Genomic DNA, 21,578 nt, shown 5'->3' on the forward strand with positions numbered 1-21,578 from the left:
ATGGGCTTCATGAACAAAGTCGCGCTCGCGGTCGCCCCGGCATGGGCGGCGCGGCGTGAACGCTCGCGCCTTGTCGCGATGCATTATCGCGCCGCACGGCTTGGGCAGCGTTCGGATAGTCTGCGCCCCACGAACTCCGATGCCAATGTGGCGGGGCAGGCGCGACAGCGGGTGTCGCAATATATGCGGGATCTGGTGCGCAATGCGCCTTTTGCGGCGCGGGCGCAGGCGGTCATCGCGAACAATGTGGTGGGCGACGGGATCATCCCGAAGGTCACTATGAATGCGCAGGTCGCGGATCGGGATCTCGGCCAGCGCCTGAAGGATCGCGGCATGCACCATATCGAGACCTCACTCGATACCGTGCATATCGACAAAAAGGGGCTGCAAAATCTTTACGGCTTGCAGCGACAGGTAATCAACACGGTCGTGGAATCGGGCGAGGCGCTGATCAGGCGGCACAAGCTGCCGGTTGAAAATGGCGCGGGGCTGCCGCTGAAAATCGAGGTGCTTGAACCCGAATACCTCGACAGTGGTCGCATGTGGGCGGGCGAGGGCGAGAATATCGTGCGGGACGGGATCGAATACGATCCGGTTGGCAACCGTGTCGCCTATTGGCTGTTCAGCCAGCATCCCGGCGGCGAGTTCGTGCCCAGTAAATCGCAGATCACTTCGGTTCGGGTGCCTGCCGATGAGATTATTCACGTCTTTCGACCGGATCGCCCGGGACAGGATCGCGGTATGAGTTGGCTCGCGCCGGTGGCGGAAAAGATGCTCATGCTCGACGATTACGAGGACGCGCAGCTGATGCGGCAGCGGATCGCGGCTTGCTTTGCCGCGTTCCGTAAAACGGGGCCGGATGCGAAGGCATCGCCTGAAATCAGCAAGACGCTGGTTCCCGGCACAATCGTCGATATCGGGCCGGAGGAGGATGTGGTTTTTGCTGCGCCGCCGACGGCATCGGGGGATGACCAGTTCAAAGGCACGATCCTGCGCGGCATCGCGATGGGGCTTGGCATCTCTTACGAGGCGCTGACCGGCGATCTGTCGGGCGTCAACTTCAGCTCGGCCCGCATCGGACGGCTGGAAATGGATCGCAATGTTAGCAGCTGGCAATGGCTGATGATGGTGCCGCAGATGCTGCAACCACTCGGTTGCTGGATCATGGAAGCATGGGCCGAATACGAGGCGCAGACGCGGGAGATAAAGGATCTGCCGCTTGGCGACTTCATCGACGGCGGCGGGCTTGTTCTGACGTGGGTGCCGCCGGTGCGGCTGATGATCGACCCTTCGGGCGAGTTCGCGGCGTTCAACACGGCGGTGCGCTCGGGGTTCATGAGCCGTCAGGGCGTGGTGCGGACAACCGGCATCGATCCCGAAAGGCTGATGCAGGAGCAATATCAAGACATGCGCGAGGCGGATGAGCTGGGGCTGATCTTTGACAGCGACCCGCGCAAGGACATCTCGCGGCAGATCCTCAGCGAGCAGGCGGAAAGGGCACGCAATGAATGAGATCTACCTGTCCGGCACGATCGGGCAGTCCTTTTGGGATGAGGAATTCTTCACCGAAAGCTCCGTCCGCGACGTGCTGGCGGGTCTAAGCGGCCCTCTGACGGTTAATTTGAACTCGGGTGGCGGGATCGCGACCGAGGGGCAGGCGATCTATACGCTGCTGAAGGAATATCCGGGCGAGGTGACGATTGTTGTGAACGGCATCGCGGCCTCTGCCGCCTCGCTGATCGCGATGGCCGGTGATCACATCATTATGCCCGAAGGCGCGATCATGATGATCCACGATCCGGCCAGCTGGGCGGTCGAGGGGCGCGGCACTGAGGCCGATCACCTCAAAGCCGCCAAGCATCTGGGCGTTATCGCCAATGCCTATGCGGCGATTTACGCCGCGCGGGCAGGTATCAGCCCCGAGGCTGCCCGCAAGATCATGCAGGTCGAGACCTATTACGATGGGCCGCAAGCGGTCCGCGCGGGGTTTGCGACCGCGACAGATGACAGCGCGGCGGCAGCAGCTGCGGCGCTTTTTGATTACAATCTTTACGCTCATGCCCCCGCAAGTTTGCGGGCGGTGGGTGACGCAGTCGGTCGGCGTCAGTCCAAGCGCGCCGTCGCGGCGATGATGGCCGGATCTAACAATGCTCAAAAGGAGGCTTTCATGCCCAAACCCCGTGCGACCCGTGCAAATGCAACCATGAACGATGATCAGGCTCCGACGCTGGAGGATGATCTGGATCCGGCGCTGGATGACCAGAACGTTGACGACATCACCGCCAGCGACGACGACGACATTACGGCCAGCGACGACGATGAAATCACCGCCGATGACGGCGATGATCTCGATGATCTGAATGCATCCGGGGCAGATCCCGATGACGAACTTAAAACCGCGATGCGGGCAACGGCGGTGATGAAGCTGTGTAAGGCGCGCGGCATCAGCACGGCGGTTGCGCATCACTATATCGCGGCGGGCATGTCCTCGGATGACGTGCGCCGCCTCCACCCTGCGAACAAGGATGGCCGCATGCCCCAGACCACCGCCTTCACGCCGCGCGCCCGCATTGTGCGCGATGAGGTCGACACCCGCCGCGCGGCGCTGACCGGTGCGATCTTTGCCAAAATGCAGCAAAAGCGCGGTCGCAAAGTCGAGGTGCAGGGCGCATCGCGCCAGTATATGGATGCGGGTCTGATCGAGATGGCATCGGTCGCAACGGGTCGCAAGCTGCCGCGCTTTGCCATGTCTTATGGTGTGCGCGAACAGTTCATGATGGATGCGATGCATTCCACCTCGGACTTTCCGGCGATTTTCCAAAATGCGCTGCATAAGGTGCTGCTCGACACCTACAGCAACTTCACACCGACCTATCAGCGCGTGGCCGAGCGCAAGGACTTTAACGACTTCCGCCCGATGCCACTGGTGATGACCGGCAGCTTGCCGATGCTGAAGCCGATTACCGAGACCGGTGAAATCAAGCACGGCACCTTCTCCGATCGCGGCGAGATGGCGACAATCGAACGCTATGGCGTGATTGTGCCGATTGACCGGGCGATGATCGTGAATGACGAACTGGGCGCGATTGCTCGCGTTATGGAGCGCTATGGCCGCACGGTTGGCGTGTTCGAGGAACGCACCTTCTATTCGCTGGCATTCTCTGGCCTCATGTCTGACGAAAAGCCGATCTTCCATACGGATCACAAGAACGTCGCGCCGAACGGCTCGGATATTACGGACGACGCAGTCAGCGAGGCACGCACCTATCTGCGTGAGGCGAAAGGGCTGGACGGCGAGCCGCTTTACCTGAACCCGAACTTGCTGCTGGTCGGCCCCAAGAACGAGACAGCGGCGCAGCGCCTGCTGGCGCAGACCACGCCCGCCAACGCTGACGACGTCAACGTCTTTAGCGGCCAGCTGGGGCTGGTGGTTACGCCGGAGATCACCGGTCGGGAATGGTATGTGTTTGACAATACAAACCCCTGCTGGACTTACGGCTATCTCGAGGATGCCTCGGCCCCGCGTGTCAGCACGCAGGAGCTGTTCGATCAGCAGGGCATGAAACTGAAACTGGAGCATGACTTTGGCGTGGGTCACGCCCGCTATGAGAGCGGCTTCAAGAACATCGGCCGCTAAAAGCCACTGCCTATTCACTGACAAGAGCCGCCTTCGGGCGGCTTTTGTCGTTCACCTCTTAGATGTCAGGAAAGACATATGAAAAACTCCATTCAACGCGGCCATTCCTTGGCCATCATTGCAGCGGCTGCGGTGGAAAGCGGCCAATTGGTCGTCGCGGGTCGCATGGTCGGCGTCGCGGGTGCGGATGCAGACGCGGGTGATCGGGTCGAGATCCACCTGGAGGGCGTTTATGAGTTGACCAAAACACCGACGCAGGCATGGTCTGTCGGGGCACTGGTCTATGCCGTGCCCGCTACGGGCGTTCTGACCACGGCGGCATCTGGCAACGTGCTCGTTGGGGTGGCGGTCGAGGCGACCGTCAATCCATCTGCCACGGGCATTGTTCGGCTCAATGGGTCGTTCTCGCCCGCTGCGGCCTAGGCCATGACGGCGCTGTTTGATGGTGTCGCGGGGCTGCTGACCGGCACCTTCGGCACGGTTGTCGAATACCGGCGCGACGGGCGCATGGAGTGGACGGATATTCCGTCCACCTTCCGCGAACAGCCGATCGAGGTCACGGATGCCGAGGGGCGCGATGTGCTGATCATCGCGCCGACTTGGCGGGTCATTCACCGGCTGGTGCCGGATCTCAAGCGCGATGATCTGGTGCGCCCCGCCTCGGGTAAGGTCTACCGCGTCGTAAACTTTGACCCGACTGGCTCGCCTGCTGCGGATGCCCAAGTGCTGTGTCAGCTGGAGGAATGGTATGGATAGCCCTGCCAGTATCCGCAAAGCCTATCGCGACACGGCGGCGGCGGCCATGGCGGCGGCGGATCGGTTCGCCGGTTTTGCGCGCCTGCCGTCTTGGGTTGAGGCGGTGAATGATAGCGTGCTGCCTGCCTTTGGCGCATTCACGCTGTCGGATGCCTTCGGGCGCACCACCTTGGATGGCGAACATCAGTGGGATGTGAAGCTGACGGTCGCCGCCAAGCGCACCGGGCTGCCCTCGGACCTCGATGACGACCTCGATCTCGATCTGGAAACGATTATCGCCACGATCATCACCGCGCTGCACGGCGCGAGCCTCTGCGGCGCGCAGATCCAGTGCGACGTCGAGACCAGCCAAACAGTTGTGAATGCCGACGGCGGCAAGCGCGTCGGCACGGTCGCGGTGACATTCAATTGCCGCTGCTACTGGATCTTTTAACAGGAGGGCAACATGCCTGCATCCACTGCCACCACCGGCTTCAGCACCCGTTTCGGGCGCAAGACCGGCACCGGCAATACCTATGCCTATTTCGCCGAGGTCTCGAACATTAACGGCATCGGCATGACGCGCGAGGCCATCGACGCAACCCATCTGGAAAGCCCTGATGGCTACAACGAGTTCATCGCCGGTATGAAGACTGGCAAGCCGGTGACGATCACACTGAACTTTGTGCCTGCCGCCACTTCGGACGTGACGGATGCCTTTGCAACCGGCTCGGGCGAGTTCCGCATTCTGTTTCCGGGCGGGACGGTGGCGTTCGACTTTACCGGGATCGTCACCGAATTTGCGCTTGGTGATATCAGCAATGACAAGCTTACTGCATCGCTAGTCATGCAGCCCTCTGGCAAGCCCACGCTCGGGTTGGTGGCAGGTGGCTGATGGCACAGCAACTTAAGGGTGAAGTGACCGCCAAGTATGATGGTCAAAGTTATAAGTTGGTGCTGAACTTCAACGCCCTGTGCGACTTTGAGGACGTGACTGGGCGCAACGGTTTAACGCTCGTTGATCAGATCGAGGCGGGCGAACCGATTAATGCGCGCGATATGCGCTACCTGATCTGGGCCGCACTGCGGCAACACCACCTCGATGCCACGGTCGGGCTGGCAGGCTTGATTATCACTCATGATCAGAAAGCCATCAGAAAGCTGACGGGCGCAGAGCCGGGAAAGTCCCGGGAGGCGGAGGAGTTGGAGCCAGCGCAAGCGCCGGGGGAGGCTGTAGAGCCGCCGAACCCGGATCCGCCCAAGCCGAAGCGCAAGACCCGGCAACAATAGAAGATCTGCTGCGCGCCTATGTCTCGGCGGGGTTTGACCCTGCCGGGTTCTGGGCGCTCACACCCGCGCTCTACCGTATCCATATGGCAGGCGCAGTGGAGCGGATTGAGCGCGAGGCCGAGGCGCTGACCCGGCAGGCATGGCTGATCGCCAAGCTCGTGGTGGTGCCGCTGGGCGGCGATATCCGGCCCTATGATCAGATATTCACCAAATCCCGCGCGGGCACGCCAATGCCACCTGCAGCGATGCAGGCGGTGCTGATCGCGCTTGCCAGTGCATGGGGTGCAGAGATGCCGCCCGATGTGCGCGACCACCTCAAGCAACAGGAAACAGGCAATGGCCAGTCCGTCGATCATCGGTAATCTGCGCGTGAACCTCGGGCTGGACGCGCGCCAGTTCCAGCAGGGCGCGCGCGGGTCGACCACGCAAGTCAATACGCTGCGCAGCGCGCTGGGGCCGCTGACCACCGGCCTTCGGGGCGTCGGTGCTGCCATGCGCACCGCTTTCCAATTTGCGGGCTTCACCTCGCTTGTCGGGCTTGCCGTGACACTCGGGCAAAAGTTCTTCGATCTGGTGAAGGTGACGGGGGGGATCGGTCAGGCGTTTGGTTATGTCCGCGATATCGGGATCGAGGCATGGGGCCGCGTCGGGACGGCGGTCGATGTGATGGGCAAGGGTATTACCGCCGCGCTCAAGGGCATGCAGTCGGGCTTTGCTACCATGGCCTCGCATATTGTCACCGGCGGGGTGGATTTTGCGAACCGCTACATCGGCATCTATCGCGGGGCCTTTGAGGCGGTCAAAGCGATCTGGGGCCAGCTGCCCGGCGCGATCGGCGATCTGGCCTATGGCGCGGCCAACGCCATGATTGGCGGTGTTGAGGCGATGCTGAACGGCGTCATTGGCCGCGTGAACAGTTTTATCGCGGGGGTGAACAGCGCGCTGGCGCTGATCCCCGACTGGATGGGCGGCGAGAATGCTCGCATTGGCATCATCGGTGAAGTCGAGATTGAGCGGATCCAGAACCCCCATGCGGGCGCGGCGCAAGAGGCTGGCGCGGCAGCGGCGGGAGCTTTCGCGGCAGGGTTCAATTCCAACACCTTCGATGGCAGTGGCGTGTCGGCGGCGCTGGCGCAAACGGCGGCGGATGCGGCAGAGGCGGCGCGGACTGCGCTGGCCGATGCATCGGCAGGCTTTGCCGATGTGATCGCCCCGATGCAAAGCCTCGAGGCGATCCGCGATCTTTTTGCCGAGATCTCGGGTGGCGGCGGTGGCAGCGCCAGTGGCGCGGCCAGTGCGATCAGTGAGGTGACCGACGCCACCAATGATCTGAGCGATGCGGCCAAGTCGGGTGCCTCGCTTATGTCGGATACGTTCCTGGGCCTCGTGACCGGCACAAAGTCTTTGAAGTCCGCCCTTGGGGATCTCGCTTTGCAGATCGCCAAGACCTTCGCGCAGCAGGGCTTTGCGCAGCTTGCGGCGGGCGGCGGGCTTTGGGGTGGGATCGCCTCGGGCCTTGGCAGTTTGATCGGGGCCAATGCCAACGGCACCAATAATTGGCGCGGCGGGTTGACGCAGATCAACGAGCGCGGCGGCGAGATTGTCGATCTGCCGTCCGGCACCCGGATCATCCCGCATGATGTGTCGAACCGCATGGCCGATGGCATGGGGCGCGGCAGTGTGCGGCAGATCAATATCGACGTGACCGGCGCGCGCGGCAATGCCGAGATTATGGACATGGTGCGGGCGGGTATGGCGCAGGCTGTGGCAACAATGGATGCCATGCTGCCGATGCGCGTCAATGAAATCGCGGCAAACCCGCGCATGGGGTAACAATGGCACTCGCAAATCCTGCGCCCGTCGCGGCGTTCTTCGGCGGGCTAAAAGTCGCCTCTGCCATATTCACCTTGCCCGCCGCCATACAGTCAAGTGTGACCGGCGGCGGCGAGGTGCTGACGGCCAGCTTAGGGACAAGGCTGTGGCAAGGCACGGTGACGCTGGCGGCGATGCCGGCGCGCGAGGGGCAGGCGGCGCTGGCGCTGATCGAGGCAATGCAGGATGCGGGGGCATCGTTCTTGGCGACGCCTCTGCCGCGCCTCTTGCCTAGCGTGGATCCGCTGGGCTTGCTGATCGCGGGGCATAGCCCTTTCATCGCGAGCGTGGCCGATAACCGACGCATCAGCCTCGCGGGCCTGCCGCCACATTATGAACTCGACCGTGGCGGCTTCCTGTCGTTCCAATACGGGCCAGCGCCCCAGCGCCATGCCCTGCACCGGATATCGGAGCCGGTCACCGCCAACGCGGCAGGGATCACGCCGCTGTTCGATGTGCGGCCGCATTTTCGACCGGGGGTCACGGCGGGGGCGCAAGTGCAGATCGCCGCACCAGTTTTCCGCGCCGTGATCGTGCCCGACACGGTGAACGAGGGCAGTTCCAATCAGGTCGTCACCAGCGGCATCAGCTTTCAAATCATCCAAACCCTTAGCGCTTAGAGGTAATCATGCAGACCCTGCCAGCGGCGGTTGCGGCTGCCCGCCAAAAGCGCGCGGGCCAGATCACGCATTATCTGATCTGGATCAATGCCCGCACCTTTGACGATCCGCCGCAATATGAGCCGGTAGGCTTTTGGACGGGTGACCATGACCGCCAGTTTGAAGTGGCGGGCGTCAGCCGCACTTACCTTGGCGCAGGCGAGGTCATCTCGGTTGACCAGCTGGCGCAGACGATCGGGCTGACGGTGCGGCCTTGGAAGGCAGGACTTTCCGGCCTCACGGATAATGGCCGCGCGGCGATCCGTGGCTATGATCTGCGGTTAGCCGCGGCGGATGTTCACACGGTCGATTTTGACCCTGCCACAATGCAACCGCTCTCCGCGCCCGTGCCCGAGATCTTTGGGCGGGTCGGCAGTGTCACGATCCAGACGCCTGCGCAGGGCGGCACCGGCGGGGCGGAAGTCTCGATCCTCTCGACCGCATGGCAGCTGACACGGCGGGTGTTCCTGACGCGATCGGCTGCGGGCATGGCCGAGCGCGGCAACGGCCAAGACCAGTTTTACAAATACAGCAGCAGCACGGGGGCGGACACATGGGGGGCGAAGGGGTAGTCGCGGCGCTAAGCGCCTATGTCGGCGATGCGGCGCAAAAGCCCTTCGCCTATGGCCTGCATGACTGCGCGCTATTCGCGGCGGGCTGGGTGCTGGAACGCACCGGCCAAGATCTCGGCGCCAGTTTCCGGGGGCGTTACAGCACGGAACGCGGCGGGTTGCGCGTGGTGCGCGCGGCAGGCTTTGCCGATCATGTTGCAGTATTCCGCGCGGCGCTGACAGCGCGCAGCGGCTGGATGGCGGCCATGCCCGGCGATGTGGTGGCAGTGCCCGGTGAGGGGCGCTTTGCGGCCCTCGGGATCGCGGGTCACGGCGTGGCCTATGTGTTTGGCGAATGGGGTATCGGGCTGGTGCCGATCGATACCGCCTTGGAGGTGTTCGCACTATGAGTAAGGCCGCAAAAAAGATCATCGGCGTTGCGGCGGTTATCGGCCTCGCATTCATCCCCGGCATGCAGGGCGCGGCGGCCAGCGCATGGACATGGGCCACCACGACCGTCACCGGCAAGCTGATGTCCTCGGTCGCGCTGACGGCGCTGGGGCAGGTGCTGGCAGGCAAGCAAAGCGCCGGTGCCTCAAGCGGTATCAAGAACGAGGTAACGCTGACCGGCGGCACGGTCTCGCAAGGGTTCATTCTTGGCCGCTACGCCACTGGCGGCAGCCATGTCTGCCCGCCGATGACGCATGGCCGCGCGGGCGGGGCGCAAAACGCCTATCTGACCTATGTCATTGCCGCCTCGGACGTGCCGGGGTGCAGCCTCGATGGCATATTGGTCGACGGCAAACTGGCAGAAATCACGACGACCAATCACGCCACCTATGGGCAGATGGTCAAATTCGATGACCGCAGCGACCGGGCTTGGGTGCGCTGGCATGACGGCCACCAGACGGCGGCGGACAGCCATCTGCTGGCGGCTTACGGCAACCGCAAAGAGCGGCCTTGGACGGCGGATATGATCGGCCATGGCACCGCCTATGCGGTGGTGACGTTCCAGTATGATACGGAAGCCTTCAAAGGCATGCCGCAGGTGCAGCTCGTGGTCGGGGGCATCCCGCTTTACGATCCGCGCTTTGATAGCAGCATCGGCGGCGCTGGCGCGATGCGCTGGCATGATCGCAGCACCTGGGCGGCATCAGAAAACCCCGCCGTGCAGGCATATAACATCCTGCGCGGCATCACCTTGCCCGATGGCCGCATCTGGGGCGGGCAGGCGGATAGCGCGCAGCTGCCGCTGACCTCGTGGGTTGCCGCGATGAACGCGGCTGATGCGCAGGTGGCGACCACGGGCGGTGGCAGTGAGCCTGCTTGGCGCACATCCTATGAAGTGGCGCTGTCGGATGAGCCTGCGACGGTGCTGGAACAGCTTGGCGCGGCCAGCCTGATGCAGTTTGCCGAAGTGGGCACCGCATGGCTTACGCGGCTTGGCGGGCCTGCTGCGCCGGTCGCGTGGATATCTGACGACGATATCGTGGTGACGGAAGGTCGCAGCTTTGAAGTCATCAAGTCGATGGCCGAAGTTTACAACGGTGTGGCCGTCGCCTTCCCTGATCCGGCATCGAACTGGCAAAGCGTGCCCGCGCCGATCTACCGCAATCCGGCGCATATCGCGGCGGATGATGGGCAAGAGAATATCGCCGATCTGCAACTGGGGGCGGCACCCTATGCCGAACAGGTGCAGCGCCTTGCTGTCGCCTATGCGGAGGATAGCCGCCGCAGCCGCGTGTTCACGATCACGCTGCCGCCGGAATATGCCTATCTGACGCCGCTCGACACGATCAGTTGGTCAAGCCAAGAGAACGGGTTTGACGGCAAAGTCTTTGAGGTCGCGGGTAAGACCGTAAGTCCGTTCACGCAGCTGGTGACGTTCAGCCTGCGCGAAGTCGATCCGAACGATTACCAGCCGGATCTCGACAAGGTGGTGCCGTGGGTGCCGGTCAGCCAGCAGCCCGAGGCGCTCGAGGCGCTGATGCTATCGGGGGTCAATGCCTATGGCCTGATCCTCGAGGATAATGCAGGCGCGCCGCGTCGGCCCGCGATCCGGGCGGTGTGGCAAGGTGACGGCCTCTTTGGCGTCACCGGCATCGCCTATGAGGTGGCGGCGACGGGCAGCAACGCCGTGCTGACCGGCATGATGGCGGATCCGGCAGCGGGTGGGTTGACGATTGCGGACGGGATCTTGCCCGCGACCAGCTATCAGATCCGGCTGCGCCCGATTGCAGAGGGCCTGCCGGTGGTCTGGTCGGGCTGGGTCAGCGTGACAACGCCGGATGTGCGTCTGACCGCAGATGAGCTGTCCGCAGAGATCCGCGCCAGCCTTGCGACACTGGATGCGTGGATCGCGGCGGATCTGGGCGATCTGCCGGGGATCGTGATCGCCCTCGAGGAAGTGCAGGATGCGCTGATCTCGTCGGTGCAGGATATCGAGGGGCAGCAGGCTGCGACCTCGGGCGCGGTGGCAGGTCTGTCTACGCGGGTCGCTGACGCGGAAGGGCGGCTCGCCACGCAGGCTGAGGCACTGACCAGCCTCAATTCCTCGGTCAGCGATCTCGCGCTGGCGCAGGCGGGCACGGCGACTGCGGTCAGCTCGCTTACGACGCGTGTCAGCGATGCGGAGGGCAATCTGACGGCATTGTCCGACAGCCTGACCTCGGTCAGTGCGCAGGTCGGCGATATGTCCGCAGAGGGCCGGTTCCGCGTGACTGTGGTTGCAGAGGAAGCTGGGGCCAGCACGACCATTGGCCTTAATGCGCGTGTGATGGGTGGCGGGGCGCAAGATAGTCAAGCTGCGCTGTATCTGCGCGCCCGCAGTGGTGCGCCATCGGAAGTGATTATCGACGCGCAGCGCTTTGCGGTGACCGGCGGACAGTCTGACGTCTATCCGTTCATCATCGACAATGGCCGGGTGTATATGCGCGGCGCGATGATCGAGGCGGATAGCCTGACCCTGCCGCTGTTTGCCAATGGGGTGCTGCAAACAGCGCTCTATCCGGTGCGCGTCGATATCTTTATGTCGTCCGTCTCGAACTGGCAGCCGCCGATGGAAGGTCTGGCCGCTGCTTATGTGATCGGCGGCGGTGGCGGTGGTGGCGCTGTCTATCAGGGCTATTACAACAACCAAGCCGCGCAGGGTTATCGCCCTATGTTCGCGGGCGGTGGTGGCTCGGGCGGTTTTGGGTGGAACTTCATCCCGAACCTGAACTTTAGCCAGCGTTATAATATCTTTGTTGGCGCTGGCGGTGGTGGCGGCTGGGTCAGCGGCGGGGCGCAAGAGGGCTGGGGTTGGGATGGTGGCGCAAGCCATTTCTACAACCTGAACGCGGGTGGATGGTCGGAATCGCAGATCATCAATGTCTGGGCCGCAGGGGGGCAAAGCGGATGGGTTGGCAGCCGTGAAGCCACGCCAAACCGCTGGTCGCCGCCAAGGCAAAGCGGTCATGCGACGGGCGGGCGCTGGAATAGCCCCGGCTATGGCAACACGCATGACATGTCCGTGCATATCGGGGCAGGCGGCTCGTCCGCCGACTTTGGCCTTGGCGTGGATCGCTGGGGTAATCCCTTTGGCGAGGGTCAGCAGGGCGGCATGCGCGAGGCTTGGCCTGCCATCTTTAACGGCCTCGAAGTCACCGGCCTGCCGTTCAAGGGTCTCTATGGCAATGACTTCCGGGGCGGTGCTGGCAATGTGCATGGCTGGGAAGGCAATGGCGGCTATGGCGGGGGCGGCGCTGGCCGCTCAACGCACGATTATCGGGGCGATGACGGCGGCACCAATGGCAGCCGTGACGTCGCAGGCGGCAGTGGCGGACAGGGCTTTGTCATGGTCGTCTATTACGGACAAGGAAACCTGAAATGATGGGGCTTCTGGAATGACGGTGGTGAATATCGAGATCCGCGATGCGGCGGGCACCGTCCTGAACCGCATCGCGGTCGAGGAATCGGACGCGCCACAGTTCGTGCCTGAGGGCGGCAGCTTTGCCGTCCTCGGCGCGGCCAGCGCCGCGATGGACGGTTTGCGCGCCGAGCGGGATCGGCGGTTGGCGGCGTCGGATCGCTACGTGCTGCCGGACTATCCGCAAAGCGATGAGGCCCGCGTCGCATGGCTCGCCTATCGGCAGGCGCTGCGGGATCTGCCGGAGGCAACAGCGGATCCGGCGCAGTTGGTTTGGCCGGCAGGGCCAGGGTGAAGGGGGAGATCGCCTGCACTGACGGTGGCACTAGATAGGATCTTCACTCGTCATTCTGAATAGATTGTGAACGTGTCAAATCACTTTGACCATTGCTCACCGTGGTACCCTCGCCCTGTAGGCGCGACTGTTGATCTGTGTAAAGCGACCATAGCGCTACAAACAAAGCTGCGATCAACGGGCCTATAACGAACCCATTCACACCAAACAGTGCAAGACCGCCCAGCGTTGAAACGAGCACCATATAGTCCGGCAACTTGGTTCCTTGACCGACTAGGGGAGGCCGCAGAATATTATCGATGGTGCTAATAATTACGACGCCCACTGCCACCAAAATGAAACCTTGGATTACCTGTCCTGAAAGGAACAGATAGGCGGCTGCTGGCGACCAAACAAGGAATGCGCCGACAGCCGGAAGAAGTGACAGTACTGCCATTAACACCCCCCATAGGAATGCAGCCTCGATACCAAGAAGAAGAAAAGTGATGCCGCCGATGGCACCTTGAATGACCGCGATTATGACATTGCCTCTGACCGTATACTTAACAACCGTGGTGAACTTTCGAAGGACGTGTTCGGTCTGGTAGTCGGTGAGCGGACTGGCTCGTCGTATGATGATCGCTAGCTGTGATCCATCTCTGAACATGAAAAAGAGCACATAGAGCATTACGCCTAAGCCGATGACAAGCTGCGCTGTGCTCTGTCCTATGTTCAGAGCACCGGTGGCCACTGTTTGCGCAGCATCGCCTAGAAAGCCGGTAAGACGTGTCTGAATTTGGTCGAATTCGCTGAGGTTAAACGCTGACAGGGCTTCGACGAGGTAGGAAGGCATGCCGGCGTGCACTCGCTCCAAGATCGAAATCGCATCAAAATCCGGAGCGCTTACGCGTGCGTACAGGCTGCCCGCTTCACGAGCTAAAGCCGCAAGGACCATAGAGCCGGGAATGACGACGATGCAGATACAAGCAAGAGTGCTAAATGCTGCTGCTAGACTCCTGCGGCCACCTAAGCCTCGCACCAATCTGCGGTGTAGTGGATTAAAGAGGATGGCGAGGATGATGGCCCACAACACAGCACCATAAAATGGCAGCATCAGCCAAACAAATGCGATGGTCACAATGATGAGCATGACGACAAAACTAACGCCTTGAGCGGTGCGCGACGACATCCTGAAACTCCCTACTGGTCACGCAAAGCAAGCTCTTTTCCAAATGAAAAGCAAATAGGCAATCGGTCTCTACTGAAACGAGGCTATGTTCGGATGCGCCTCCTCTGCAGATCCTAATGATTGCGCTGTCTACACCCATGGATGTCCGCTTGCTCAGCATGGCTGGCCCTCAAAATCACCTTTACAGGAATATCCCGCCCCCGTGGCGGGTTTTTCTTTGCCCAAACGAGAGAAAGGCCAGTCATGGCGATCACGACCGTAACGGTTACGGGTGAGCTGCGCGATATCGCGGGCGCGCCGCAGAATTTGAGCCTGATCCGCTTTACCCCGCGCGGCTGGGACAAGAGCGGCGCGGCGATCATCACCGGCGCGCCGGTCGATGTGACGGTGACGGGCGGCACGTTCAGCGCCTCGCTGTTCCAGCAGTCTTTGGGGCAGGGCGTCATCTATGACGTGGCCTATGTCCTCAAGGGTGACCGCACCACGGTCATTGGCAGCATCTTTATCGACGGCCCCGGCCCTTATGCTTTGGCCGATCTGCTGGGGGTGCCGGTGCCGCATGGGGTGACGGTGACGCTGGTCGATGAAGCCAATTGGCCGCCGCCGGCCGATCCCAATCCGCTACATTGGTATGCGAGGGTCACATGATCGAATTGGAATTTGCAAAGATCCGCGCACTGCGCATCGCGGGCCGCGATGTGACTGAGCTGCGGCGCGGATCTGTGCTGATGTGGGCTGCGCCGCCGCAGATCTCGCTCGCATCTGGCAGCGGTTACGGAGGCTCAATCTATGCCGCATCGCAGCCCGGCGGGCAGTGGTTTGCGGACGGCGTGCCGATCTTTGGGGCGACGGCCCAGACATGGACGATGACGGCTGGATATGAGGGCGCGGCGATACAGTATGATCTGGCCCTGTCGCAACAGCCGGTCGAGATCTCGATCACCTCGGGCGCGGGCTTCGCTGGCTCTGTCTATCGCGCCTCGCGCGGGGGCGGGCAGTGGTATGCGGACGGCCTGCCGATCCCCGGCGCGCGCGGCCAGACCTATACGATGGCGATCCAATATGAAGGCGCGGCGATCAGCTATATCGCCTTTGCCCCGCCGCGCAGCAACATCATCCAGATGCTAATGCCGACCGATCTGCCCGCCGCTTTGAAAGAGGGCTGGTGGGATCCGAAGCGTGGCGTGCAGGTGACTGCTGGCGATGCGATCACCGCAGTCCCAGACGGCTTTGGTCTGCGCGATCTGGTGCAAGGCACCGCCGCTAACCAGCCGATGCGCAAGCTGGTCGGTGATATGCCGGTGATCAGCTTCCCAGCAGATACGGGCATCACGTATCTGTCGCCAACCTCGGCGCTAAGGGCAGGCTATGTCTTTGCGGTCGCGCAGTATGGCACCGGCTTTGAGGCGGTTGCAGGCAACGGCGCAACGCTGCTGGGCGATGGCACCAATCAGCGCCGCATGCGTGTCCCGGGCGGCTTTGGCAACTGGCAGAATGCAAGTGATCGCCGCAACGGCGGCGCGGCAAGTAGCAGTGCCTTACCCATGCCGAAGGCGCTGCTGTCGTTCGAACCCTATGTGAACCCGTCCATCGATCGGCTTGCGCTGTGGTCGCTGGGCTGGGGGCAGGGCAACAACTGGTCGTGGTTCGGCGACGTTTATGAAGTGCTGGCGCTGGCGTCCGAACCCGATGAGGCAACCCGCCTGATGATCGAGGGCTGTCTCGCCCATCGCAACGGCTTGGCGGCGCAACTGCCCGCCGACCACCCTTACAAAACTCTTGGACCGAGGAAACAATAATGCAGATCTATTGGACTGGCCCGCAGACCGCAATCATCGCCGCCGAAGCCGCAGCCACCGCGTTGGTGACCGGCCTGCCCGAATACCGCGACGGGCAGGAGGTTGCGCCCGAGGCCCGCGTCACCGCCCGCTGGGCAGAACCGCGCGAGACCGCCACGCCGGGCACATGGGCGATCCCCGCCTATCCGGGGATGGATGTGCCGGAGGGGTGCGAGGCGGTCGAGGTCGTCGAGTGGCCGGAGGGTGAAGATGAAAATATGTAGCATTCATTGATCGTACCTTTCCCAACCCCATGACAGGTTTGGAATGTATGCAAAGAGTGGTTATATCGAATGCAATTTGGTACTAAGTGTTACCACGTGATTCGAGTGATCAATGACGACAGCAAAGCCACAACTTACAGAGCACGGTGAGACCCGTATTCTCGCTCTGACAGAGGCTGCGACCGACCTGTTTCTTGAGAAGGGAATGGATGGGGTTTCCGTTGACGAGTTGATTCAAAAGGTGGGGGGGTCTCGGCGGAATATCTATAACCGTTTTGGCGACAAACAGGGTTTGTTCGTCGAGGTAATTACCAAACTTTGCGACTGTCAGGCGGCACCCCTGCGTGAGATGGAAATCGCGGGAGGAGATCTGGTCAGCGCACTCCAGTCCTTCGGTGAACGTTTGCTGCAGATCGTATTGCAGCCACGCACCCTTGCACTACATCGCCTTATGATTGCCGAAGGGCAGCGTTTTCCCGAGCTGTCGCGAGCGATTTCTGCTTCAGGTCATGAGGCGGGTGTAGCTGTTCTTGTTCGTTGGCTTTTGACCAGAGAAGAAGACTTTCGTCCGAATTTATCCGTAACTTCCCTAGCAGAGCTGTTTGTGACACTGCTTGTCAGCAAGGCGCAGCGGGACGCGTTGACTGGCATGAGCGAACCACTCGATTCTGAGGAAATTGCCGCTATTGCGCGCCAGGCGGTTTCCGTATTCCTTCATGGTGCGCTTATGAAAGACGCATGATGCGTAACATATTCTGGAAATCTATTCTTGCTTGGCTTCTAGCCGCTTTTTTCTTTGTCGGGGGAATAGGCAACATACTCGCTTCGGACGCCATTCAGGCTGATTATGCCCGTTGGGGTTATCCTTTTTGGTTCCATTATTTAACCGGAACTTTGGAGTTGATTGCTGGAGCTCTTTTGATCTCCCTGCGAACCCGCAAGCTTGGTTCTGGTTTAGCAGCAGTCGTCATGTGTGGGGCGGCGGCCACCGTGCTCGCTCATGGAGAGTTCACACATGCCATTGCGCCGCTCGTGGTGCTGAGCTTGTCAGTCTTTGTTTGGTTTACAGTTGAGTGAGGCCTGACGCGATTTGGGAAATTTATATTCCCAGCTTGTCTATTTAGCGTTCACGCTTTTTAACTAGCGATGAAATAGTAATGATCTTTTTAAACCCGCCCATTGTGGCGGGTTTTTCTTTTGCCCCATGCTCATGTGAGGAACACCATGGCAGACGCCTTTCAACACCATGCGGTAGGCATGGACAGCCCGGCATCCAATGCCGCCAGCATTACCCCCTCGAATACCGATGACCTGCCCAATGTCCCGCGCGCGCTCTATGCGCTGGGAGAGGGTAATGTGCGGGTGACCATGCGCGGCGGTGGCGATCCCGTGGTGCTGCCGATCCTCGTGGGGGTGCCGCTGCCGGTGCGCGTCTCGCGCGTCTGGGCCTCGGGCACCACGGCCACCGGCCTCGTCGGAATCTGGTAATGCTGGCCCTTGGCTTTGGCCTGACCGCCCTTGCCGCGCTGGCAGGCGCGCGGGCGGGGGCGGTGCCGGTGATCTCGCTAGCGTCCAGCAGCGGATACGCGGGCGCAGAACTCGTCTCGAGCGTCGAGGGCCAGTGGTATGCGGACGGCGTGCCATCCCCGGCGCTTGGGGGGGTGCGCTGATGATCACGCCCGACCTCGAGGGCGCGGCGATCTTTCTGCGGGTCGATCCGCATATCTGGGTCAGCGATGGCGATCCGGGCTATGCAGGCAGCAGCTATCAATCCAGCGTCTTTGGCCAGTGGCAGGCCGATGGCGTCGATATCCCCGGCGCGGTGGGCCTGCGCTGGGAAATGACGCCCGCCTATGAGGGCGCTGCCATCAGCCTCGATTATCGCCCGATCATTCGGATCGTGCAGGGTGCGGGCTATGCCGGATCGCGGCTGCGGTCGAACCTATCGGGCCAGTGGTTCGCGGACGGCGTGGCAATCTCCGGCGCCATTGGGCGGGAGCTCATTATCAGCGCGGCGCTGGAGGGCGCGGCGATTTCTCAAGATGCGGATATTACCATTATGCAAAGCAACACGATCCAGATGTGGGTGCCAGAGCGCCAACTGACCGCGCCGCAAAAGGACAATGGTGGACTATGGCTGGGCGAGGATCGGACCACAGTCGAGCGCAACGGCGCGGATTACGTCACCGCGTGGCGCGACAAGTTTGGCGTGCGGGATTACACCCAGCCCACAGCCGCCAATCAGCCCCGTGCTGGCACATTTCGCGGTATGCCCGCCGTCATCTGGGACAAGTCCCCGGAGTACCAATATCTGCAACCGCCTGCGGCTTTTGCACCGATGTGGTGGCTCGTCCTCGCGGAATTTGCCACAGGCGTTGAGATCATCAGTGGCACGTCAACGGGCAGTGCGATCTATACGCAGATCCTCGGTAATGGGCAGGCTGCACTTGCGCGTGTGTCGTTCCAGCAGCCGGATGCCGTGCAATCCGGGACGAGTGCGATCCGTTTGAACGCGGCTGAAGCTGAGGTGTCGTCCGGCATTTTCCCGATGCCGATGGGGTCGATGTCGTTCGGCGTTAGCGCCAGCGCATCTTGGTGTATCGGTCGGGGCTTTGATGCAAATAACAACCGCCAATGGGTCGGGCCGATCCTCGGCGCCATCGCCCTGGGGGTGGTGCCGGATCTTGCCACGCGCCAGCTGATCGAGGCGTACATGCACTGGCGCCACGGCCTCGAGGAGCGCTTGCCCGCAAACCATCCCTATCGCAACGCGCCGCCCCGCGTGCAGTGATCGGATCGACGCGAATGCAATTGCTCAAGGAATACTGGCCGCAATTCGCGGGCCTGCTGGCGCTGGTGGTGTGGGTGGTGCGTATGGAGGCATCGGTGCAGGCAAACGCCCGTGAGCTGCGCCGTCTTCAACACCAGCGCAACGAGGATCAGGCCGCGCACAAAGAGGCGCGGGCATCCACCAACTCGCTGCTGACCGAGGTGCGGACTGACATTAAAGAGTTGCTGCGCCGCAAAGAGTGAGCGGCGCAGTCTCATACCCCCGCAGCTTCGCGCAGGGCTTTGTTCATGCGCGACTGCCAGCCGGGGCCAGCGGCCTTGAACTTCTCAATCACGTCTTGATCGAGGCGCAGCGAAACCGCGACTTTGGGGTTGTCGGATTTCGGGCGGCCGCCAAGGTTGCGGCGCAGGTTCTCTGCCAGTTGGGGCATGGCCTCGGCGAAGGGCTTCGCCTTCGCCAGCTGGTCATCTGTTGCCTCGGGTGCGTCCGGGTCGCTTGCGATCCGGCGTTGGATTTCTTTCTCGGTTAGCTTGTTGGCTTTCATAGGATCGCCCTTTCCTTTTTGCTGGCGTGGCGCATCGAAATCACCGACAGGCCTTGCGTTCCAAGTGTGGCAAAGACCACTGCAATCGTTCCGTCGGCAAGCTTCCCTATCGCCATGTGACGCCCGTTCTTTGCCGGGACAACGACCGAGGACAGAAAGAATTCCTCGGACAAATCTGCGAAATCTAACCCGTGTTTCTCGAGGTTGCTTTCGCGTTTCGGTTCATCCCAGACAATCATCATCATGCGTTTATGTATATGCATAAACCGTGAGGCCGTCAAGTATATGTAGATACAAAATTCCCGCCATCGTGCGGGGTTTTTCATTTTCAGGAGATGCTTATGCAAAAGATCTTCGCCGCGCTGTTCGCGTGGCTTCAATCTCTATTCTCAACGCCCAAGCGCGCTGCGGCCACTTCCGGCGGCGCGGCTGCAAGTCTGCTGACGGCTATCGCCGTGTTCGTCGGCCCGTGGGAGGGCGAGCGCCTCGAGGCTTACCTCGACCGCATCGCTGACCCGCCGGTGTGGACAGTCTGCTTTGGCGAGACGCGCGCCGTCCAGCAGGGCGACAGCTATACCAGCGCCGAATGCCAGAAGATGCTGATCGAGGCTCTGTCGGTCTATCACGCGGGCCTCGCGCGCTGCGTGGCGGCCCTGCCTGATCAGCCACAGGGCGTCCAAGTCGCGCTGACCTCATGGGCCTACAACGTGGGCGTGGGCGCAGCCTGCGGTTCGACCCTCGCGCGCCTCGCAAATTCCGGTGACTGGCAGGCGGCTTGCCAGCAGTTGCCGCGCTGGAACCGGGCAGGCGGCCAGCCCGTCGCGGGCCTGACCAATCGCCGCGCCGCAGAGCAGCGGCTTTGTCTCAACGCATTGGAGGGCTAACCGATGGCCGCACAAATCATCGCACAAAGCATCGTATGGGCACGCATCGTACTGGGGTGGGGTGGCGTCTGGCTGATTTCGCGCGGGGCACCGCCTGAATTTGTTCATGCCGCCACCCAAGATCCGGCTATGATCGATGCGGTCGCGCGTCTGATCGGCGCGGCACTCATGGGCTTGCAACTGGTCTGGTGGCAGATCGCGCGCCGCATGGGTTGGGCCACCTGATGGATTGGCTGATTGGGATTGCCATCTGGGCGGGGGCAATTGTCCTCGCGTGGTGGCAGGGGCGGCGCAGTGGCCGGGAAGCGGTGCGGCAGCAGCAGGCAGAGGCTGCCGCGAATGCAGACGAAAAACGGGATGAGATGGATGCGCAAATCGCTGATGATGTTGACTTGGCTAACCGCGCTAAGCGTGTTGGCCTCGTGCGGCCCAAGGATTGAAGCAGGGTGCGCAGGCTGGCGACAGGTCCAAGTGGCTGGTGCGACCGTGGACTATCTGGCCGAGCAAGATCCGCAGGCACTGCGGGCACTGATCGGTCATCAGGAATTCGGGATGGCGGCGGGATGCTGGCCATAGAATGTGCAAGGGTAGACTAAGGACTCTTGCTCACCTGCTAAGCTAGCGCGCTAATTAGACTTCGCCTAATTCTAGCTTGAGCGCAGCCCGACCTCTACTGATGCGGCTTTTAAGTGTTCCGATGTTGCAATCTGCAATTCGGCAAGCGTCTTCATACGTTTCACCCTGAACCGTAACAAGCAAAAGAGCCACACGATATTTCGGCCCGATGCGAGAAAGTGCAGCAGCCACTTCCTTTGTTCTAATATTCCAATAGCTAAGATTTGAATTGTCTACAGGGGACGGTAAGCGATCTTCGCTCACCGCTGGGCTCTCACGGCTCGTTACTCGCCATGCGGAGTAAAACCGATTTCGCATGATAGTGAATAGCCAAGCTTTCAAATTAGTGCCCCGCTGGAACTGGTGGGCTTTAGCTATCGCGCGTAGGATTGTGTCCTGAAGCAAATCGTCTGCGTCGTTAGCATTGCGACAAAGTACATTTCCACGCTTTCTCAAGCTGGGAAGCAGTAACAAGATTTGATCTGTGGTTGTGAGAGAATTCCACTCTTCGAGTTCGCCGTAAAAGGTGTCGGGTCGTGAGTCGGGGTTGCTTAGGCTCAGGACTCGT

The 21,578-nt window shown here is 61.5% G+C and carries 30 protein-coding genes; 26 read left to right on the top strand and 4 right to left on the bottom strand.

From position 1 onward, the window contains the following. From KVU_RS03835 to KVU_RS03900, 14 genes are all read left to right on the top strand, one after another. Nucleotides 1-1,512 (top strand): phage portal protein, encoded by a 1,512-nt coding sequence (locus KVU_RS03835; RefSeq protein WP_013384022.1) that lies wholly within the window; start codon nt 1-3, stop codon nt 1,510-1,512. Beyond that, complete coding sequence (locus tag KVU_RS03840; protein WP_014537635.1) at nt 1,505-3,637, top strand: head maturation protease, ClpP-related; 2,133 nt, start codon at nt 1,505-1,507, stop codon at nt 3,635-3,637. The genes KVU_RS03835 and KVU_RS03840 overlap by 8 nt, the downstream gene beginning before the upstream one ends. Before the next feature lie 78 nt (nt 3,638-3,715). Continuing rightward, nucleotides 3,716-4,060, top strand: coding sequence for a DUF2190 family protein (locus KVU_RS03845; RefSeq protein WP_013384024.1), 345 nt, complete (start codon nt 3,716-3,718; stop codon nt 4,058-4,060). Nucleotides 4,061-4,063: 3 nt separating this feature from the next. Continuing rightward, complete coding sequence (locus KVU_RS03850; protein WP_014537636.1) at nt 4,064-4,393, top strand: head-tail joining protein; 330 nt, start codon at nt 4,064-4,066, stop codon at nt 4,391-4,393. Then, nucleotides 4,386-4,826: a hypothetical protein gene (locus KVU_RS03855; RefSeq protein ID WP_013384026.1), complete on the top strand. Its 441-nt coding sequence runs from the start codon at nt 4,386-4,388 to the stop codon at nt 4,824-4,826. Before KVU_RS03850 ends, KVU_RS03855 begins: the two co-directional genes overlap by 8 nt. Nucleotides 4,827-4,838: 12 nt before the next feature. Further along, a complete protein-coding gene (locus KVU_RS03860) occupies nt 4,839-5,267 on the top strand; it encodes a phage tail tube protein (RefSeq protein WP_013384027.1) in 429 nt (142 codons plus the stop codon). Beyond that, nucleotides 5,267-5,662 (top strand): GTA-gp10 family protein, encoded by a 396-nt coding sequence (locus KVU_RS03865; protein WP_044008021.1) that lies wholly within the window; start codon nt 5,267-5,269, stop codon nt 5,660-5,662. The genes KVU_RS03860 and KVU_RS03865 overlap by 1 nt, the downstream gene beginning before the upstream one ends. Nucleotides 5,663-5,757: 95 nt before the next feature. Next, nucleotides 5,758-6,024 carry a hypothetical protein gene (locus tag KVU_RS03870; RefSeq protein ID WP_013384028.1) on the top strand — a complete coding sequence of 89 codons (267 nt, stop codon included), beginning with the start codon at nt 5,758-5,760 and terminating at the stop codon, nt 6,022-6,024. Continuing rightward, on the top strand, nt 5,999-7,495 hold the full coding sequence (locus KVU_RS03875) for a tail tape measure protein (protein ID WP_014537637.1): 1,497 nt from the start codon (nt 5,999-6,001) through the stop codon (nt 7,493-7,495). Before KVU_RS03870 ends, KVU_RS03875 begins: the two co-directional genes overlap by 26 nt. A gap of 2 nt (nt 7,496-7,497) precedes the next feature. Beyond that, nucleotides 7,498-8,154, top strand: coding sequence for a hypothetical protein (locus tag KVU_RS03880; RefSeq protein WP_013384030.1), 657 nt, complete (start codon nt 7,498-7,500; stop codon nt 8,152-8,154). A gap of 8 nt (nt 8,155-8,162) precedes the next feature. Continuing rightward, nucleotides 8,163-8,765: a hypothetical protein gene (locus KVU_RS03885; RefSeq protein WP_014537638.1), complete on the top strand. Its 603-nt coding sequence runs from the start codon at nt 8,163-8,165 to the stop codon at nt 8,763-8,765. Then, nucleotides 8,747-9,154 (top strand): DUF6950 family protein, encoded by a 408-nt coding sequence (locus KVU_RS03890; protein ID WP_013384032.1) that lies wholly within the window; start codon nt 8,747-8,749, stop codon nt 9,152-9,154. Before KVU_RS03885 ends, KVU_RS03890 begins: the two co-directional genes overlap by 19 nt. Continuing rightward, entirely contained in the window at nt 9,151-12,615 is a 3,465-nt protein-coding gene (locus KVU_RS03895) for a phage tail protein (protein WP_014537639.1), read from the top strand. The genes KVU_RS03890 and KVU_RS03895 overlap by 4 nt, the downstream gene beginning before the upstream one ends. Nucleotides 12,616-12,628: 13 nt before the next feature. Beyond that, entirely contained in the window at nt 12,629-12,946 is a 318-nt protein-coding gene (locus KVU_RS03900; protein WP_013384034.1) for a tail fiber assembly protein, read from the top strand. A gap of 43 nt (nt 12,947-12,989) precedes the next feature. Here KVU_RS03900 and KVU_RS03905 read toward each other — a convergent pair whose 3' ends face one another. Continuing rightward, complete coding sequence (locus tag KVU_RS03905; RefSeq protein WP_013384035.1) at nt 12,990-14,114, bottom strand: AI-2E family transporter; 1,125 nt, start codon at nt 14,112-14,114, stop codon at nt 12,990-12,992. 243 nt (nt 14,115-14,357) lie between these two features. Between KVU_RS03905 and KVU_RS03910 the strand changes: the two genes are divergently transcribed. The 9 genes from KVU_RS03910 (at nt 14,358) to KVU_RS03945 (ending at nt 19,209) form a co-directional block, all read left to right on the top strand. After that, the gene (locus tag KVU_RS03910; RefSeq protein WP_013384036.1) at nt 14,358-14,762 is read left to right on the top strand and encodes a hypothetical protein; all 405 of its coding nucleotides are present in this window, start codon (nt 14,358-14,360) and stop codon (nt 14,760-14,762) included. Then, nucleotides 14,759-15,913, top strand: a complete 1,155-nt coding sequence (locus KVU_RS03915; protein WP_013384037.1) for a hypothetical protein — start codon at nt 14,759-14,761, stop codon at nt 15,911-15,913. The genes KVU_RS03910 and KVU_RS03915 overlap by 4 nt, the downstream gene beginning before the upstream one ends. Then, complete coding sequence (locus KVU_RS03920; RefSeq protein ID WP_013384038.1) at nt 15,913-16,176, top strand: hypothetical protein; 264 nt, start codon at nt 15,913-15,915, stop codon at nt 16,174-16,176. The genes KVU_RS03915 and KVU_RS03920 overlap by 1 nt, the downstream gene beginning before the upstream one ends. 112 nt (nt 16,177-16,288) lie before the next feature. After that, nucleotides 16,289-16,918, top strand: coding sequence for a TetR/AcrR family transcriptional regulator (locus KVU_RS03925; RefSeq protein WP_044008023.1), 630 nt, complete (start codon nt 16,289-16,291; stop codon nt 16,916-16,918). Beyond that, entirely contained in the window at nt 16,915-17,253 is a 339-nt protein-coding gene (locus tag KVU_RS03930) for a DoxX family protein (RefSeq protein WP_236953149.1), read from the top strand. Before KVU_RS03925 ends, KVU_RS03930 begins: the two co-directional genes overlap by 4 nt. A 147-nt stretch (nt 17,254-17,400) precedes the next feature. Then, on the top strand, nt 17,401-17,664 hold the full coding sequence (locus tag KVU_RS03935) for a spike base protein, RCAP_Rcc01079 family (protein WP_013384040.1): 264 nt from the start codon (nt 17,401-17,403) through the stop codon (nt 17,662-17,664). After that, nucleotides 17,664-17,846 (top strand): hypothetical protein, encoded by a 183-nt coding sequence (locus KVU_RS16225; RefSeq protein ID WP_254660352.1) that lies wholly within the window; start codon nt 17,664-17,666, stop codon nt 17,844-17,846. The genes KVU_RS03935 and KVU_RS16225 overlap by 1 nt, the downstream gene beginning before the upstream one ends. Further along, nucleotides 17,846-18,967, top strand: coding sequence for a hypothetical protein (locus tag KVU_RS03940; protein WP_254660353.1), 1,122 nt, complete (start codon nt 17,846-17,848; stop codon nt 18,965-18,967). Before KVU_RS16225 ends, KVU_RS03940 begins: the two co-directional genes overlap by 1 nt. A 14-nt stretch (nt 18,968-18,981) precedes the next feature. Further along, nucleotides 18,982-19,209 carry a hypothetical protein gene (locus KVU_RS03945; protein WP_013384042.1) on the top strand — a complete coding sequence of 76 codons (228 nt, stop codon included), beginning with the start codon at nt 18,982-18,984 and terminating at the stop codon, nt 19,207-19,209. Between the two features lie 11 nt (nt 19,210-19,220). On the opposite strand, the gene KVU_RS03950 is transcribed toward KVU_RS03945, so the two are convergent. Both KVU_RS03950 and KVU_RS03955 read right to left on the bottom strand, forming a co-directional pair. Then, nucleotides 19,221-19,511 carry a BrnA antitoxin family protein gene (locus KVU_RS03950; protein WP_013384043.1) on the bottom strand — a complete coding sequence of 97 codons (291 nt, stop codon included), beginning with the start codon at nt 19,509-19,511 and terminating at the stop codon, nt 19,221-19,223. Next, complete coding sequence (locus tag KVU_RS03955; RefSeq protein WP_013384044.1) at nt 19,508-19,756, bottom strand: BrnT family toxin; 249 nt, start codon at nt 19,754-19,756, stop codon at nt 19,508-19,510. Before KVU_RS03955 ends, KVU_RS03950 begins: the two co-directional genes overlap by 4 nt. 96 nt (nt 19,757-19,852) lie before the next feature. On the opposite strand from KVU_RS03955, the gene KVU_RS03960 reads away from it, so the two are divergent. Genes KVU_RS03960 through KVU_RS03970 form a run of 3 tightly spaced genes read left to right on the top strand, consistent with a single transcriptional unit; the run spans nt 19,853 to nt 20,835 of the window. After that, nucleotides 19,853-20,395 carry a lysozyme gene (locus KVU_RS03960; protein ID WP_013384045.1) on the top strand — a complete coding sequence of 181 codons (543 nt, stop codon included), beginning with the start codon at nt 19,853-19,855 and terminating at the stop codon, nt 20,393-20,395. Between the two features lie 3 nt (nt 20,396-20,398). Beyond that, nucleotides 20,399-20,620 carry a hypothetical protein gene (locus KVU_RS03965; RefSeq protein WP_013384046.1) on the top strand — a complete coding sequence of 74 codons (222 nt, stop codon included), beginning with the start codon at nt 20,399-20,401 and terminating at the stop codon, nt 20,618-20,620. Beyond that, nucleotides 20,620-20,835, top strand: a complete 216-nt coding sequence (locus tag KVU_RS03970) for a hypothetical protein (protein WP_162467560.1) — start codon at nt 20,620-20,622, stop codon at nt 20,833-20,835. The genes KVU_RS03965 and KVU_RS03970 overlap by 1 nt, the downstream gene beginning before the upstream one ends. A 190-nt stretch (nt 20,836-21,025) precedes the next feature. Here the strand turns inward: KVU_RS03970 and KVU_RS03980 are convergent, their stop codons facing one another. After that, nucleotides 21,026-21,484, bottom strand: a complete 459-nt coding sequence (locus KVU_RS03980; protein WP_014537644.1) for a sigma-70 family RNA polymerase sigma factor — start codon at nt 21,482-21,484, stop codon at nt 21,026-21,028. Nucleotides 21,485-21,578 lie beyond the last annotated feature (94 nt).

This window comes from Ketogulonicigenium vulgare WSH-001 (assembly GCF_000223375.1).
GTDB lineage: Bacteria > Pseudomonadota > Alphaproteobacteria > Rhodobacterales > Rhodobacteraceae > Ketogulonicigenium > Ketogulonicigenium vulgare.